At 45.6% G+C, this 16,217-nt stretch carries 9 protein-coding genes; 8 read left to right on the forward strand and 1 reads right to left on the reverse strand.

Annotation, left to right across the window (positions count from 1 at the left end):
• The first annotated feature begins 1 nt into the window (after nucleotide 1).
• From AC6H1S_RS05750 to AC6H1S_RS05765, 4 genes are all read left to right on the forward strand, one after another.
• Nucleotides 2-2,296, forward strand: coding sequence for a GH92 family glycosyl hydrolase (locus AC6H1S_RS05750; protein WP_497565476.1), 2,295 nt, complete (start codon nucleotides 2-4; stop codon nucleotides 2,294-2,296).
• Nucleotides 2,297-2,299: 3 nt separating this feature from the next.
• On the forward strand, nucleotides 2,300-4,924 hold the full coding sequence (locus AC6H1S_RS05755) for a glycoside hydrolase family 2 protein (RefSeq protein ID WP_497565477.1): 2,625 nt from the start codon (nucleotides 2,300-2,302) through the stop codon (nucleotides 4,922-4,924).
• A gap of 146 nt (nucleotides 4,925-5,070) precedes the next feature.
• A complete protein-coding gene (locus AC6H1S_RS05760) occupies nucleotides 5,071-5,940 on the forward strand; it encodes an ROK family protein (RefSeq protein WP_199141262.1) in 870 nt (289 codons plus the stop codon).
• A gap of 203 nt (nucleotides 5,941-6,143) precedes the next feature.
• Nucleotides 6,144-8,279, forward strand: coding sequence for a tetratricopeptide repeat-containing sensor histidine kinase (locus tag AC6H1S_RS05765; RefSeq protein ID WP_497565478.1), 2,136 nt, complete (start codon nucleotides 6,144-6,146; stop codon nucleotides 8,277-8,279).
• 1 nt (nucleotide 8,280) lies between these two features.
• Here AC6H1S_RS05765 and AC6H1S_RS05770 read toward each other — a convergent pair whose 3' ends face one another.
• On the reverse strand, nucleotides 8,281-9,657 hold the full coding sequence (locus AC6H1S_RS05770) for a sensor histidine kinase (RefSeq protein ID WP_497565479.1): 1,377 nt from the start codon (nucleotides 9,655-9,657) through the stop codon (nucleotides 8,281-8,283).
• A 328-nt stretch (nucleotides 9,658-9,985) separates the two neighbouring features.
• Here AC6H1S_RS05770 and AC6H1S_RS05775 point away from each other — a divergent pair, with 328 nt between their 5' ends.
• The 4 genes from AC6H1S_RS05775 to AC6H1S_RS05790 all read left to right on the forward strand — a co-directional run bounded on the left by AC6H1S_RS05775 (nucleotide 9,986) and on the right by AC6H1S_RS05790 (nucleotide 16,206).
• Entirely contained in the window at nucleotides 9,986-10,351 is a 366-nt protein-coding gene (locus tag AC6H1S_RS05775; RefSeq protein ID WP_497565480.1) for a DUF2200 domain-containing protein, read from the forward strand.
• A gap of 689 nt (nucleotides 10,352-11,040) precedes the next feature.
• Nucleotides 11,041-14,463, forward strand: a complete 3,423-nt coding sequence (locus AC6H1S_RS05780) for a beta strand repeat-containing protein (RefSeq protein WP_497565481.1) — start codon at nucleotides 11,041-11,043, stop codon at nucleotides 14,461-14,463.
• Nucleotides 14,464-14,544: 81 nt separating this feature from the next.
• Nucleotides 14,545-15,606 (forward strand): hypothetical protein, encoded by a 1,062-nt coding sequence (locus AC6H1S_RS05785; RefSeq protein ID WP_497565482.1) that lies wholly within the window; start codon nucleotides 14,545-14,547, stop codon nucleotides 15,604-15,606.
• Between the two features lie 27 nt (nucleotides 15,607-15,633).
• Nucleotides 15,634-16,206 (forward strand): hypothetical protein, encoded by a 573-nt coding sequence (locus tag AC6H1S_RS05790; protein ID WP_199141591.1) that lies wholly within the window; start codon nucleotides 15,634-15,636, stop codon nucleotides 16,204-16,206.
• The last annotated feature ends 11 nt before the right edge of the window (nucleotides 16,207-16,217 follow it).

Raw genomic sequence — 16,217 nt, forward strand, 5'->3', positions numbered from 1 at the left:
CATGTTAGATAATTCCTTTGGAGCAGTTACTAAAACGATTAACCGATGTTTGAAGGTTGGATTGCTGATCCTTTTTCCAACCATTGCCCACGCACAGCGGCAAATGGCTGCCAAATTGACCTCCTTTATCGATCCCATCATCGGGTCGGCCAAGCATGGCCACGTTTTTGTAGGTGCTAATGTGCCATACGGTGCGGTACAGCTTGGTCCCAACAACATCTTCGAAGGTTGGGACTGGTGCAGCGGCTATAATTACAGCAGCAATAACATTACCGGTTTTGCACACACCCACTTAAGCGGTACCGGGATTGGCGATTTGGGCGATATTTCGATCATGCCCGCTACCGGAAGAGTGCTGCTGGAAAAAGGCAAAAAAGACAATTTGGAGCTGGGTTATGCCTCCACTTTTTCGCACGCTAAGGAAGTGGCCAAGGCAGGTTATTACAGTGTTTGGCTTGATCGCTACGACATTAAGGCAGAGCTTACGGCAACCGAACGCGTAGGTTTTCATCAGTATACCTTTAAGCCGGGAAGCGAAAACCCGCATTTAATGCTCGATTTGATAGAAGGCATTGGCTGGGATAGTCCGGTTGCCTCAAGCCTCAAACAGCTAGATGCCTATACCTTGGTGGGCTATAGAAATTCTAAAGGCTGGTCGGCCGATCAGCGCCTATATTTTGTCATCAAACTATCGCAACCCATTAAAAGCTTGAAGATTTATAGCGGCAACCAGTTGCAGCCGAACACCGATGTGCAGGGCAAAGAACTCAAGGCCATTATCGATTTGGCTCGCCTGCCACAACATGTGCTTCAGGTTAAAGTAGCGCTTTCGCCGGTTAGTACCGACAATGCCATCCTTAACCTTAAAACCGAACTGCCGGGCTGGGATTTTAAAGCTACGGTTAAACAAGCCGATGCCAAATGGGAGAAACAATTGCAAAAGGTAAAAATAGAAGCCAATGCAGCAACCAAAAGAGTTTTTTATACCGCCCTTTACCATACCATGGTGGCACCTTCGCTGTTTAACGATGTGAACAGGGATTACCTGGGCACCGATAAAAAAGTTTACAAAAACGCTAATTTTAATAACCTCACCACTTTTTCGTTGTGGGATACTTACCGTGCCGCGCAGCCTTTGTTTACCATCCTGCACCCAGAGAAGGTTTCCGACGTGATCAATACCATGCTGGCCATTTACAAACAGCAGGGTAAATTGCCGGTTTGGCATTTGATGGGCAGCGAAACCAATACCATGATCGGCTACCATGCTGTTCCGGTTATTGTAGATGCCTATCTGAAAGGCTATAGAGGCTTTGATGTAAGCCTCGCTTACGAGGCCATCAAGCAATCGGCCATGCAAAAAACAGAAGGCATAGCCTACATTCAGCAATTGAAATATATTCCAGCCGACAAAGTAAACGAATCGGTGGCCAAAGCCTTAGAATATGCCATAGACGATTATTGCATTGCACAAATGGCATTGGCTTTGAACAAAAAAGAAGACTATGCCTATTTTAGCAAAAGGGCCAATCTCTATCAGGAATATTTTGATCCGCAAACCCAATTCATGCGTGGCAAACTGGCCGATGGTAATTGGCGCACACCTTTTAGCCCCTTTGCCTCCAAGCACCGCGAAGACGATTATACCGAAGGAAACGCCTGGCAGTACATCTGGCTCGTACCACAGGATGTAGAAGGATTGGTCAAGCTTTTTGGCAGCGAAAAATCATTCGTCACCAAACTCGATTCACTATTCAGTGTTCCGTTTCAGTTCAGCAAGGAAAGTTCTCCCGATATTTCGGGCCTTATTGGCAATTATGCACAAGGCAACGAGCCGGGCCATCATATTCCTTATTTGTACAACTATGTAGGCCAGCCTTGGAAAACCGCCGATTTGGTACGCCAAATAGACCGCGAATTTTATACCGATAAACCCGATGGTTTGTGCGGCAACGAAGATGTGGGGCAGATGTCGGCCTGGTATGTTTTCTCGGCTATGGGTTTTTACCCGGTTAATCCCGCAAACGGCGCCTATGTTTTTGGTTCGCCTTTGCTTAACGAGGCCAGCATTGCTTTGCCGGGCAATAAAAAATTCAATATTAAGGTAACCAACAACAGCACCGTCAATAAGTATATTCAAAAGATTACGCTTAACGGCAAGCCTTATACCAAGAGCTATATTTTGCACAAAACCATTATGGCGGGAGGTAATCTGCAGTTCTACATGGGCTCCAAGCCATCGCCAACTTTTGGAGTGGCCGTAGCCGACAGGCCAATCTCTAACCTATCGCATTAGATTATGAAGCACAGCTATCTATTTTTGGTTTTGCTCTTAGGCTTGTTATGGGCTTCGCCTGTCTTTGCGCAGCAACGTTATGAGCTTAATTCAGATTGGTATACTATCAATATCAACGAAGTAAAAGCCAGCGGCGAACAGCTGTCGCAAGCCGATTTTCCGATTAATACATGGATGCGGGCTACCGTGCCGGGTACGGTACTCACCACTTTGCTTCACAATAACAAAGTGCCAGATCCATTTTACGGCATGAACAACAAGCTGATCAAAGACGTTTACCATGCCGGCAATGCCTATTATACTTATTGGTTTGTCAAATCGTTTAAACAGGTTGCCCAGGGCGATGAACAGGTGTGGCTGCAGTTTAGGGGGATTAACTACAAAGCCGAGATATTTTTGAACGGCAAAAAAGTAAATGCCAAAACCCACGAAGGCATGCATTTGCGCCAGCAATACAACATTACCAAGTTATTGGCACCTAACGGCAACAATCGCTTGGCGGTTTTGGTTTATCCACCCGATTTCCCTGGCAATCCAAATGGAGGCCAAGGAGGCGATGGCACCATTGCCAAAGGTCTTACTACCCAATACACGGCGGGCTGGGATTGGATCCAGCCTATTAGAGACCGTAATACTGGTATTTGGGATAAGGTAACCATCGAAACAACCAAGGCTGTTAACGTAGAAAATGTGCATGTGGTTACGTTGGTTCCGGGCAAACGCGAAGCAGAAGGGCCACAAAAACCAGCTGTAATCCGCACTTCGTCAGAAATTGTAAACCCAACTGCAAAAGTGGTTAATGGCTTTTTGCAATACCGCTTGGCAAACCAGTTGATCCGCGTTGCGGTAACTTTAAAGCCGGGTGAAAAGAGAGAAGTGAAACTGCCCGATTTGAGCTTGGCCAATCCGAAACTCTGGTGGCCCAATGGCTATGGTAATCAAAACCTTTACCAAATTAATATGCAGTTTGTTACGGTTAGCGGAAAAGTGTTAGACCAAGAAGCAGTTAAATTTGGTGTGCGCGAAATTAGCAACGTGTGGAACGACCGTACGCAAAGTATGGAAGCTCGTGTAAATGGACAGAAAATATTTATCAAAGGCGGCAACTGGATCATTTCTGATGCCATGTTGCGTTTCTCAGATGAACGCTACGATGCCGAAATCCGTTTCCATCGCGACATGAATTTAAACCTTATCCGTATTTGGGGCGGTGCATTGACCGAGCGACCGGAATTTTATAACGCCTGCGATAAATATGGTTTGCTGGTGTTCCAGGATTTTTGGTTCAGTGGCGATTGCAACGGCAAATGGATGGATCCGCTAAAAAAAGAAGACCAGTGGACACGCAGGCAATATCCCGATAACCACCAGTTGGCACTAGAAGCGGCTGCCGATCAGGTCAAACTCATCAGAAACCATCCTTCCTTGGCTTTTTGGTGCGGTGGCAACGAAATTACGCCACCCGACGATATTTTGGGGCCGCTCAAAAACAAACTGTTGCCCGAACTAGATGGCACGCGCTATTTCTTCGATTTTTCGAACACCGATAGCATGTCGTACAATTCGATTGGGGGCAATGGCGATGGCCCTTACTCCATTCAGGATATCCGCACCTTTTGGGGCCACAAAACCTATCCTTATAACTCTGAAGTAGGTTCGGTTGGTGTAGGCGATTACGCCTCCCTGCAACGTTTTATTCCAGCCAAAAACCTCATCGCACCGCAAAACGGCGAACAGGCAGACTCGGTATGGGAATACCATAAATATATTCCTTATCACCAGTACATTGATCCTTACGGCAAAGCCAAAACTGCGGCCGACTTTGCCATGAAAGCCCAATTGGTCAACTATAACCAGTACCGGGCACTCATGGAAGGCTTTTCTAGCCACATGTGGGAGTGGTACACCGGCAGCATCATTTGGAAAACACAAAATCCGTGGACAGCGTTGCGTGGACAAATGTACGACTATTACCTCGACGTCAATGCCTGTTTATATGGCTTGAGGAAAGGCAGCGAACCCCTGCACATCATGATGAATCCCTTAGACAGCATGATTCAGGTGGTCAACAACGGTTTTAAAATAGAACGCAACCTGATGGTGCAAGCCAATGTTTACGACGCGAATGGCAAATTGCAGTTTAGCAACCAGCTTTTTGCAGAGGTAGGGCCATCAATGGTTAAAAAAATGTTTCCAATTAACGAGCCGCTTAAAAAATTAAATGATCAAGATGGCGCTTTTGTCGTACTGAAGTTGCTGTCGGCCGACCAAAAGTTATTGAGCGAAAACTTATATTGGCTACCTGGAAAGGATGGTGTGTACCATGGGCTGCAGGAAATGAAACCCGCCGATTTGAGGGTGGCTGTAGAAACCGTAGCAAAGGGCAAGTTAAACCTCCTGCTCGAAAATCCGTCAAATGGGCCTATTGCATTTTTTAATCGCATTGCGTTAGAAAATGCCAATACAGGAATGCGTATCTTGCCCACTTTCTTTTCCGACAATTATATAAGCATTTTGCCTGGCGAAAAGAAAACGGTAGCCATCGAATTTCCAGACCAGGGTACACTGCCTTTGGCCATACGGGTTTACGGATGGAATGTAAAGGACCAACAATTGCCGGTTAAATAATCAGGCAAAGCATAAGAAATAACAATGTACGGCGGGAGAGCTGTAAAACAATTAGGGATGATTTATTATAACGGTTTTTCCTGCCTGCATTGTTTGTCGCTAAAAGCGTAAGTTTGAATAAAAAATGAAAATCAATCTACTTACCAATGGATAAATATATAATGGGCATAGATATAGGTGGTTCCCACATCACTACGGCTATGCTGGATATGGAAAACAAAACAATTTTGACTGATAGCTATGTAAGGAAAAAAATCAATTCGAGGGCCGGACATGAACAGATACTGAGCGATTGGAAAACCGTAATTGGCGAAACCCTTGCCCAGGCAGGCATGTCGAGCTGCAAAATCGGGATTGCCATGCCGGGCCCCTTCGATTATGAAAAGGGTATTTCCTACATGAAGAATACGACCAAGTACGAGTCTTTTTACGGACTGAACGTTAAGGAAATGCTGGCGGCGCAGTTGGGAATGCCTGCAAGCGACATCTTGATGCAAAATGACGCTGCCTGCTTTCTGGCTGGCGAAACCTTTGCCGGTGCAGGGCAGGGCTTTGATAAGGTAATTGGCCTTACTTTGGGCACAGGCTTGGGTACCGCCATTTACGAAAAAGGCGAAGTTAGCGATGCCGACCTTTGGCGTACGCCATTTTTAGATAGCTATGCCGAAGACCACCTGTCTACCCGCTGGTTTTTAAGGCATTATTACGAACTTACCGGCATCAACGTAATCGATGTCAAGGAAATGGCTAAGTTTTACGAAGCTTCTCCCAATGTGCGTGAGGTATTTGAAGAGTTTGCCGTGAACCTGGCCAATTTTATCATGGATTTTCAACAACAGGAAAATGCCGAAGCGCTGATTATCGGAGGCAATATAGCCAATGCCTCGGCCAAGTTTTTGCCTGGCCTGGCCAAACAGTTTAAAAAACACGATTTTGTGTTGCCTATTTATATTTCTGAACTGAACGAACAAGCGGCACTTATTGGTGCGGCCAGTTGCTGGCAAGGCAAAAGCTAATTGACCAGTAGCTGTTGCCAAAATACCCTAAAGACCTTGCCCTATCGGCAGGGTTTTTTGTTTTGGAAAGCTTGGATATTCTTGTCGAATTCACAAATAGCCATGTAATTTGAACGAAATGAATAGATAAAGAATAAGAGTTGCTCGTCTATTAGTCCAATTTTAGTTATCTTGGATTATAAGGGCAAAAAATCATCCTGAGCGTGTATTGTTATTCATCCTTCAAATTCTTTAAGCAGTTTTGGTGGGCTCTCGTTTTAGCAGGTCTTTTTTTTGCTGTTTCTTGCAGAAAAGCTGTCGAACCTGCCCAAAACCACGATGCAAAAGTAGATAGTGCTTTTGATGTGGTGAACGGATTGCTCAACAGTGGCGAAATCAACCGCTCCATTCTGTATGTCGATTCGGTTTATGGCACTTTCTCCAATCCCAGCCCCATAGACCTTTGGAAAAAGTATAGTTTTCTGAGCAATTTTTACCTTTATTATGATGAGGCGCCCTTCAAGGCAGAAAAATATGTAGACAGCATGTTTGCCATGCTCAAAAGCAAAGGGACACAATACCATACCGAATATGCCTTAACCCTTTTTGCCAAAGGGGATGTGCTGCGTGCACAGCACCGGTACGATAAGGCTTTTGAAAGCTATTACCAGGGCCATTCTTTTGCCAAAGAAAATCTCGACAGTTGTCAAGTGGCTAGCTTTTCGGCTAAACTGGGCTTGGTTAGGTTTGTACAGCAACATTACCTAAAAGCGGTACCTTATTTTAAGCAAACCTTGAAAGAAATGGCGAGTTGTACAGATCGTTCTACTTTCGAAAACCAGTTTATCACGCCTCAATCAACCTACAACAGCATTGCCTTGTGCTTTGAACGTGCAAACCAACCCGACAGCGCCTTGCGTTACTACCTGCGTGGCTTGGCTTTTATTAGGCGAACGGAACCGAGATACCCAGCCAAAAAAGACTATATTGAAACGGCAAAAGGGGTTTTTTATGGAAACTTAGGCGGATTGTATATCAGAATGAAAGATTATGCAAATGCCGAAAAATACCTTAACATGAGTATCGCCATAAATGATAGGCCCGGTTATGCCATAGGCGATGCACAAACGGCCAAGGCTAAACTTGCCGATCTGTACCTGCGTACCAATCGTGTGGTTGCGGCAAAAGATGCAATTGCCGAGCTCGAAAACAATTTGGCGGCCAGGCAGGGAGAGAATGATGCCAACCTGAACCTGCGCAATTGGCTTTATCAACTCAAAAGCCGTTATTTCGAAAGTGTTGGCGATACCAATATGGCCTATCGCTCAATGCTCAAGTACAATGCACTTAAAGATTCGCTGCAGGCGGTAAACAGCGAACTGAAAAGCGCCGATTTGGATGTGGTCTTCAAACAGGCCGAGCAACAACATTTGCTGGCATTGGTAAAAAGAGACCAACATTTAAAAACAGTTTACCTGGTGGCATCTGCCATTATCTCGGTCATGGTTATTGTTATCCTGCTGATGGTATGGCTAAGCTTAAAGCGCTCGAGAATAAACGTAGCCAACTTGACCTCGCTAAATAAACGCGTAATAGAGCAGAACGAACAGCTGCAAAGAACGCTTTCTATATTAGAGCAGAGCCAGCTGGATAATGCACAGCTTATGAAGCTGGTGGCCCACGACCTGCGGAGCCCAATTGGAGCCATAGATATGCTCGCCGATATGCTGTTGACCAAAAATACGCTTCATGCTACAGAAAAAGAACTGGTCGACTTGATGAAACAATCGGCCGAAGATTGCTTGAACCTCGTTGCCCAGTTGCTGCAGCCAGCAGTAGCCGTTAATGCACTAAAAAAAGAGCCCGAAGATCTTTATGGCATGCTCAATTACTGCCTTGCGCAACTTAAATTAAAGGCCGAGACCAAAAGCCAGCAACTCCTGCTTCATGGCCAGCCTCTTGTAGTATCGGTAAATGCGGTACAGCTTTGGCGGGTAATCAGCAACCTTATCGGTAATGCTATTAAGTTCAGCTATGAACATACTGTTATCGAAATAACCCTGAGCCATACCGATTCGGAAGCCTTGATTTCGGTGAAGGACTATGGTATTGGTATTCCCGACGAGTTGAAAGAAAGCGTATTTGATATCTACAGCAAAAGCACCAGGGTTGGAACAGCCGGCGAACAGACCTTTGGTTTGGGTTTAGCCATCTCCAGACAAATTATCGAGGCACATAACGGCAAAATATGGTTCGATAGCGAAGTAGGGGTAGGCACTGTTTTTTATGTAGCGTTGCCTTTGGATAAACCGGAACTCCCGTTTCCAAAAACGGAGCCGCAAACGGCCACAAGCAAATGATTTATGAGCCGGTTTCAGATGGGCGAACCAGTTGCACAAATACAAAAAAGCTGGAGCCTTGGTCCATGGTGCTCTTAAAATCTATTCTGCCGCCTTGGTGTTCGATAAATTCCTTGCAAAGCATTAAACCTAGTCCAATGCCCTTTTCGTTATTCGTGCCATAGGTTGATTGGGCCTTGATAGAGAATATTTTTGGTTGCTTTTCTTCCGGAATGCCCTTTCCGTTATCGCTGATGGTAATTTGGCATTCGTTGGCCAGCTGCTGGGCATTGATGTCTATTTTTCCGCCGGTTGGCGTAAATTTTATGGCATTGCTGATCAAATTGCGCACTACCAGCTGCAACATGTCGGCATCAGCAAAAACCAGGAGCGAAGCGGGGATGCTAACCTGGAGCGTAATGTTTTTTTGAGCGGCATTTGCGCTTTCCATTTCGATAGTTCCTTGCAGCGCTGCACCCAGGTTTATGGCAACCAGATTGGCATTCACGCCATCCATCTGCGATTTTGACCAATGCAGGAAATTAGATAGCATTTGTACAGCACCATTGGTCGATTGGATCAGGGCCCTTTCGAGCAATGGACGATTAACATCGTCCACCTGGCTTTCGTTGAGCAGTTCCAGGTAGTTTTGGATATTGATCAAAGGCGAACGCAAATCATGCGAAATGATAGACATCAGCTTGTCCTTTTCGCTGTTGCTCTTTTCCAACTGTTCGTTTTGGACCAAAATCTGTTCCTTGCTTATTTCTACCGCCAAAGTCTTTTCAAGGGCAACCCGCCTTTCGTTATCGTAGCTTCTTCTGATGAACCTGATGATGATATAAACCAAGAAAACAGGTATCGGAAAGGCGGTAACCCGATCAATGAACTGCCCTTTGCCAGGGGTAATGGGATGATGTATCAGGTCTGGGTATCGAAATTCGATGAAATGGATAATCAAGAAACAGATTACATAGGTAATTAGCCATTGCAGATGCTGTTTATACGGCGAAATAGCCAGTACCAACAACAAATAGGCCGGCCAAATCAAATCGGTTGAACCGTCGATGCCAGAGTTGGTAAAGTAGTTGAGGCTAAAGATGATAAGACCGGCTAACCCAAATATGCTGGTGTTATGTCGTTTGGCCTTAAATCTTGATAAATAATACTGGTAAACGAAAAGTATGCCGAATACCAACGCTGAGAAGGAGCCTACATATAAACCCGCATACCAATTGTAGGGAATGTAAAATAGGTCTAAAAGAACCAAGGCTACGCAAATAGAGTGGAAAATACGGCTCTCTAATGAAAACATCTGGCGACTGCCGATAAGGTCGGTCCAAAGCGTTTTGTTTTTGAGCGACCTTAAACCTACGGCAATACGGGATGATTTGGGCATGTTAACTTCTTGTGGACCTGGTTAGGTTTGTAAAAGTAATTTTTTCCACGAATATCCTTCTATCCGACGCATAAAATATCTTGCCCATCAAAGGTTAAAATAGTAAAGGCTGCACAATCAATACCCCTTCAAAACCATCGTTAAACTATTTAGCATGCCGAAGCTAACTGTTCCGTGTTTTTCTAGTGTGTTTCTGCGCTCGTCAATGCTATTGAAATTTGTAGGCAGGAGCCATGGATTGCAGACGAATATCCGAACAAATTTTTACCGCTTTGGTTAAATCGGTAAATTAGGGCCAAATAACGGCTTAACTAACAACTAAAAGAACATGAATACCACTGATAAGCACAATGAGCGCATTGCAAAAATGACTTTTGCTTCGGTTTATCCGATGTATGTGAAGAAGGTAGAAACAAAAGGCCGGACAAAAGAAGAGCTTCATGAAGTTATTGCCTGGCTAACCGGTTTTAACAACAGCAGGCTAAAAGAGCTGATTGATGAAAAAGTGACCTTCGAGACCTTCTTCGAACAGGCGGCTTTAAATCCTAATGCAATCCTCATAACCGGCATGATTTGTGGCTATCGCATCGAAGAAATCGATAATCCCTTGACCAAACAGGTTCGCTACCTCGACAAATTGATAGACGAGCTGGCCAAAGGAAAGAAAATGGACAAGATATTGCGAAAACCATAGGTTGTCATCTGCAAATGCAATATGAAGGTGATAGAGCCTCGGCTTTATCACCTTTTTGAGAAGGGGCATTGCTTTCATCACACCCAGGTACGGCCGTATATTAAGGCTTGCGTATTGCCCATTTCTCCCAAAACAATGATTTTGTTATGATGATGTAGTGGGGAAGGCCTCCAAAAACTTGTCTTTTTTATGTTTAACCGCTTCCAACTTATCTTCTCGTTGGCCTCGCTCACTTTATCCCTCCAAAAAACCTAAAATAGGTTACTCATGGCCTTGAGCTTCTTTTGATCCAGGTTGCATATCTTAATGATATGGGAAATTACATGGCGTGTACTTTTGTAGAATTAGCTATCCGATTTGTAGAAAGATAGCATTGATTATTTTAGCTTTTTTTTGCAATGCATTGATTGCTAATGTGTTGTTTCTTGGGCTTTGTTTTGTGTGATGTTTAGATTTTGCCAAATTTTCCCCTCCAATACCCCTTAACAGTACCCTAGTCTTGAAACTGTCTTGTGTAGTGCTTTTGCGGAATAAGCACCACGGGCTGTTGAGGGATATGCCCTTGTTATAATAATTTTATTTGTTATCTGTTTGGTTACCAGTTGTTTGCTTTTTTGGATTTTGTTTTGTGTAAGTACAGAAAACTTCCCTGTTTTAAATCAGAGTTTACTTAGAAACAAATATATATTATGGGGAAAATTTTACAAATCACAGTTGGTTTGATGTTGATGTCTTTTATCGCGTTCTCGCAGGAAAAGATAAAAGACGGCAGTGTTGCGGGCAATAACCTGTCCAATAAGGATGCCATTCTCGAACTTGAAAGTATAAGCAAAGGCCTGCTGTTCACGCGGGTATCGCTTAAAGCCACAACCGATGCCAGTCCATTATCCGCTCACGTAGCCGGTATGATGGTGTACAACATAGCCACGGCCGGCGATGTAACTCCAGGCATCTATTATAACGATGGGCTTAGATGGGTTTCTGCCAAAGGCCTAAAAGGCGATGCCGGCAACATATTGATCGAAAGCCAGCCTGGCAAAACAGGTCAGCCGGGAATTCCTGGACAGCCTGGTGGCCCAGGGGCTGGAACTAACATCGTCATAAACGATAGTGGTACATGGATATACAATCCTGCTACTCAAACATGGACAAATATGAGTGGCACGCCGGGCCCTAAAGGCGACAAGGGTGATGCAGGCTTAACTGGTGCCCAAGGACCCATAGGCTTGACTGGTGCTACAGGCGCACAGGGTCCAATTGGTTTAACGGGTCCGGCTGGTGCACAGGGCCCTAAAGGCGACAAGGGTGATGCAGGCTTAACTGGTGCCCAAGGACCCATAGGCTTGACTGGTGCTACAGGCGCACAGGGTCCAATTGGTTTAACGGGTCCGGCTGGTGCACAGGGCCCTAAAGGCGACAAGGGTGATGCAGGCTTAACTGGTGCCCAAGGGCCGATAGGCTTGACTGGTGCTGCAGGCGCACAAGGTCCAATTGGTTTGACGGGTCCGGCTGGTGCACAGGGTCCTAAAGGCGATAAGGGTGATACAGGTCCGGCAGGTTCAAAAGGGGATAAAGGAGAGGATGGCAACTCGGGCCCTCCAGGTACCCCAGGTATAGGGGGTATTACCCAAGCAGGTATAGGAATAAACATCAACGGTAGCGGTACGGCTGCTGATCCCTATATTATAAACAATACTGTTGTTAATACAGATAATCAAACCATTTCCAGTTTTAATTTTGATAACGTAACCGGCGAATTAACGCTGGTTTTAGAACGTGGCAATACCAAAACGGTAAACATCGGAGCATTGAAGGCAAAGGCTTCAAACGGATTGGGCGTTGATGCGGCTACGGGTGAAGTACAGTTGGGCGGCACCTTGCTGAAGCCTACCACCATTGCTTTAGGCGCGAACCCGCTGGCTATTACGGGCTTGCCTGCAACAGGAACAACGGCCGACCAGATTTTGGTGGCCAATGGGGCAGGGGGTGAATTAAGGACAATGGCAGCCTCCAATTTTGTACAAGATTTACGTTTGGTAGACGTTAACAATCACCTGACGCAAGATGCCGGTGTAGGTTCGAATGGCACAAGCGTAGGGTCGGGTTCAGATATCGTTGCCATCGGCAAGGATGCCATAAGCAAAAATACATCTGGTGCATTTAATGTGGCCATTGGCTCGAATGCCTTGAGAGACAACACCGTTGGTCAGTATAATATTGGTATAGGCCGCAATGCATTGGGGCTAAATACAACGGGTTTGCATAATACAGCAGTTGGATGGAACTCGTTAGTTACACTCAATGGTGGCAATAACAATGTCGGTGTCGGCACTCAAACGCTGGCGACCAACCTTAATGGGAATAATAATACCGCTATTGGCCGTCAGGCAGGTGGTAATTTGCAAGGTTCGGGCAATGTGGTTTTGGGCTATCAGGCCGGTTATAACCAAACTGGCGACAACCGTTTAATGATCGATAATAGCAATACGAACAATCCACTCATTGATGGCGATTTTGCTGGCAGGAAACTCACAATTAACAGTACTCTGAAGATTGCCGATTTGGCTACTGGAGCTGCGGTGACTGCAGGCAATAGGCCAGTTGTAGCCGATGCCAATGGCCAACTGATGATTGGTGCTGCGCCCGCAACGATAACAGCCGACAACGGTTTGACCCAAAGCGCCAACAACATCCAGTTGGGCGGAACCTTAACCGGGGCAACTACCATTACTACCGACGCAAACAAAACACTGGCTGTGGCAGGCCTGCAAGCAGGAGCGTCGACGGATAAGATTGTGACGGCAGACGCCAATGGCGTGTTAAGACAACTCGATCAAACCGCATTGACCATAGAGCCCTTGCAGGTACAGGGCACGACCAACAAGGCCACGGCCAACAACATGCCCGCCTACCTGAACAGCAATTTGGCCCTAGGTGATTTTACCAACACTACATCTGCCAAAAAACTGGAGGTAAAAGGTGATTTAAGGACACTTGCCCAGGCCACTGACGGAACTTACCACAAGCTGGAAACCAATGCAAGCATGAACGGCAACCTGGTAAGTACGCTTTCTGTAGGCGATAATGCCGATGCGACACAGGCAACCGTAAAAGGAGAGTTGAACATTGACAAGACACAGGTTAATTTAACGGCAAAAACACCTACTTATACCAATAGGCTTACGCTTGATGGCGCCGGACTGAATACCTATAGCACCAACGGTCCTAATATCTCCAACCTTACTGTTTTCTCGCAGGATATTAGCCTCAATAATGCAGGCGCAACCAAGAGCGCATCACTAAACTTAGGTGCTGTTTATGGTTTGAACTTCTTGTATAAAGACGTTACCACAAACACTCAAGAGGCCAATTACGTTTTTCCCCGCAACAATGGTACGGCCAATCAGGTGCTAACCACCGATGGCGCAGGCTCGGAAGCGCAACTTTCCTGGAAAGATGCTTCGGCATTGGCACCAGAACCCTTACAGGTGCAAGGTACTACTAACAAGGCTACAGCCAACAACGTACCCGCCTACCTGAACAGCAATCTGGCCCTAGGTGATTTTACCAACACTACATCTGCCAAAAAACTGGAGGTAAAAGGCGATTTCAAGACATCGGTTCAAGCCGCAGATGGATACTATTATAACATGGAAACCAACAACACGCTGGTTGGAGGTGGTGCAAATTTTATTTCTGTGGCCAATGATCCCAATTTTGCAACAGCCCCAGAAGTTGGTGTACTGGGAATTAGTGCAGGTGGAAATTCGCTACTATCCAGAACCCCAAACGGAACTTCGGCCCTTGTACAAAATGGCAATGTTGGTTTGCTGGCCACCTCTACCGACCAGAACAACTCGGCCGCACTTTCGCTAACGGCAAGTTTTGGGGTCAATACCATCAACTTGACTAACCAGCAAAGCACCACAATGAACGTAGCCAGCGCTAAAGGTGTGAATTTTATCTATCAAAAGCCTTTTGGAGGAGTAGAAGGTAATTACATATTCCCCCGTGACAATGGCACGGCCAATCAGGTGCTAACCACCGATGGCGCAGGCTCGGAAGCACAGCTTTCTTGGAAAGACGCTTCGGTATTGGCACCAGAGCCTTAGCGCATTGAAAACACTACCAATCCTGCCACTACAAACATCCAAAACATTTACCAAGACGGCAATGTAGGCCTAGGCGATTTTATGGCTAGCAAGCCCATTGCCAGGTTAGATGTGAGGGGTGCTGTACGCGGAGGTACTCCCCATGCCCAAGAAATAGATGGAACCTCGGCTGTTGGAGTAAACTCTGCCGCTTTTGGTTTAGGCAACAGGGTACTTGGTCAAGCCGCTTTTGCCGCGGGCATTAACAACAGGGTGGCCGGCATAGGTAATGTAGCTTTGGGTAGAGAGAACGATGTTGCAGGTCCTAATTTTGGCATCGCCGTAGGTTATCTTAACAAAATTACAAGCGATGCGGCCGCCATCGGATACAATAATACGATAGATGCCAATTATAGCATAGGCATAGGCAGCGAGAATAATATTGCCAACACCGGGGCCTATAGTGCGGCTATTGGGCAGGGCAACACCGTAAGTGGCCAATATGCCATTGGCATTGGACAAAGTAACACCTCGAGTGGCCAATACTCGGCAACTTTGGGTGTAGCAAATGTAGCTTCGGGACCACTTTCTTTGGCTATTGGTGGCAGTAATATGGCAAGTGGCCAAACATCGGTTGCTTTGGGCACTAACCTTAAGGCTACTTCAAATGTAGAATTTGTATTAGGCCGTTTTAATGCCATTACCACCGGAGATGCCAATAATTGGGTAGCTACTGATGCCTTGTTCCAAATTGGCAACGGAGCTGATGCGGCCAACCCTGCAAATGCTTTAACTGTGCTTAAAAATGGTAATACCGGTATTCAAACTGCAGTGCCAAACTCCGCATTAACTGTAAATGGTTCGGCCAACAACCTATCCTCTTATGATGCGGCCAATAGTACCACCATCGATTTTTCCAGAAGCAACCTAGCTTATTCAACCGCTAACCGAGCAAACACTTTTGATTTAACCAATTTAAAAGACGGTGGTACGTATACCCTGGCTTTAAAAGGAAACGATGCCGGTACAGCTGCTTTTACGGCCACTGGTTATACGATCCATTTGCCAACCGATCATGGCCCTTCGGTTGCCAATAAACATTCGGTTTATACCCTAATTGTAATGGGTACCGATGTATATATGAGCTGGATAGCAGGATATTAATTACTAAAAATATTTTTTAGCCAAACCATGGAAATCATTAGAAAACATATATTATATATCGTGTTGCTGTTATTGGCAAGTATGGCCGTTGAAGCGCAAGTGCCAGGTACACCTTTCTTTTGGAAGAGAAAAGCCTTGGCTCCCGACTTAGCGCCCCAGTTCATTTTTGGAAAATCCGCTTTTCCACCCTATGGCCCTACAGGCATGGGAGTGAAGATTAGGAATATAGGGCAGGCGCCTACCTCAGGTACGGTAAGCTTTAATCTTGCAATTGCTCCCCCTCAGCTTCTAGACCTGGCTTTCGACCCCAATGCTACATCAGTTAATATTAAGTCCGCTGCTGGTCCCGTGGTTAATTTTGCAGTCGAGAACACAAATTGGACAATAACTGCAGATATCATCCATGGGATCTTCGTTTTCACTTCAAAGCCAGGTGTGGTAATTCCGGTTGGCGGCTCGGCAACAATAGGCCTGAACATTAATTGGAACCTGGGCAACTTTGGCGATCCCGTTGATATATATTTCAGTGTCGATCATGCTGTTAATGAAACGAACTTTTCAAATAACATAGACTATTTACCTTTAAGTTTTGGCCCTTAAATCAATGAAAA

The organism is Pedobacter sp. TM02 (assembly GCF_059705275.1).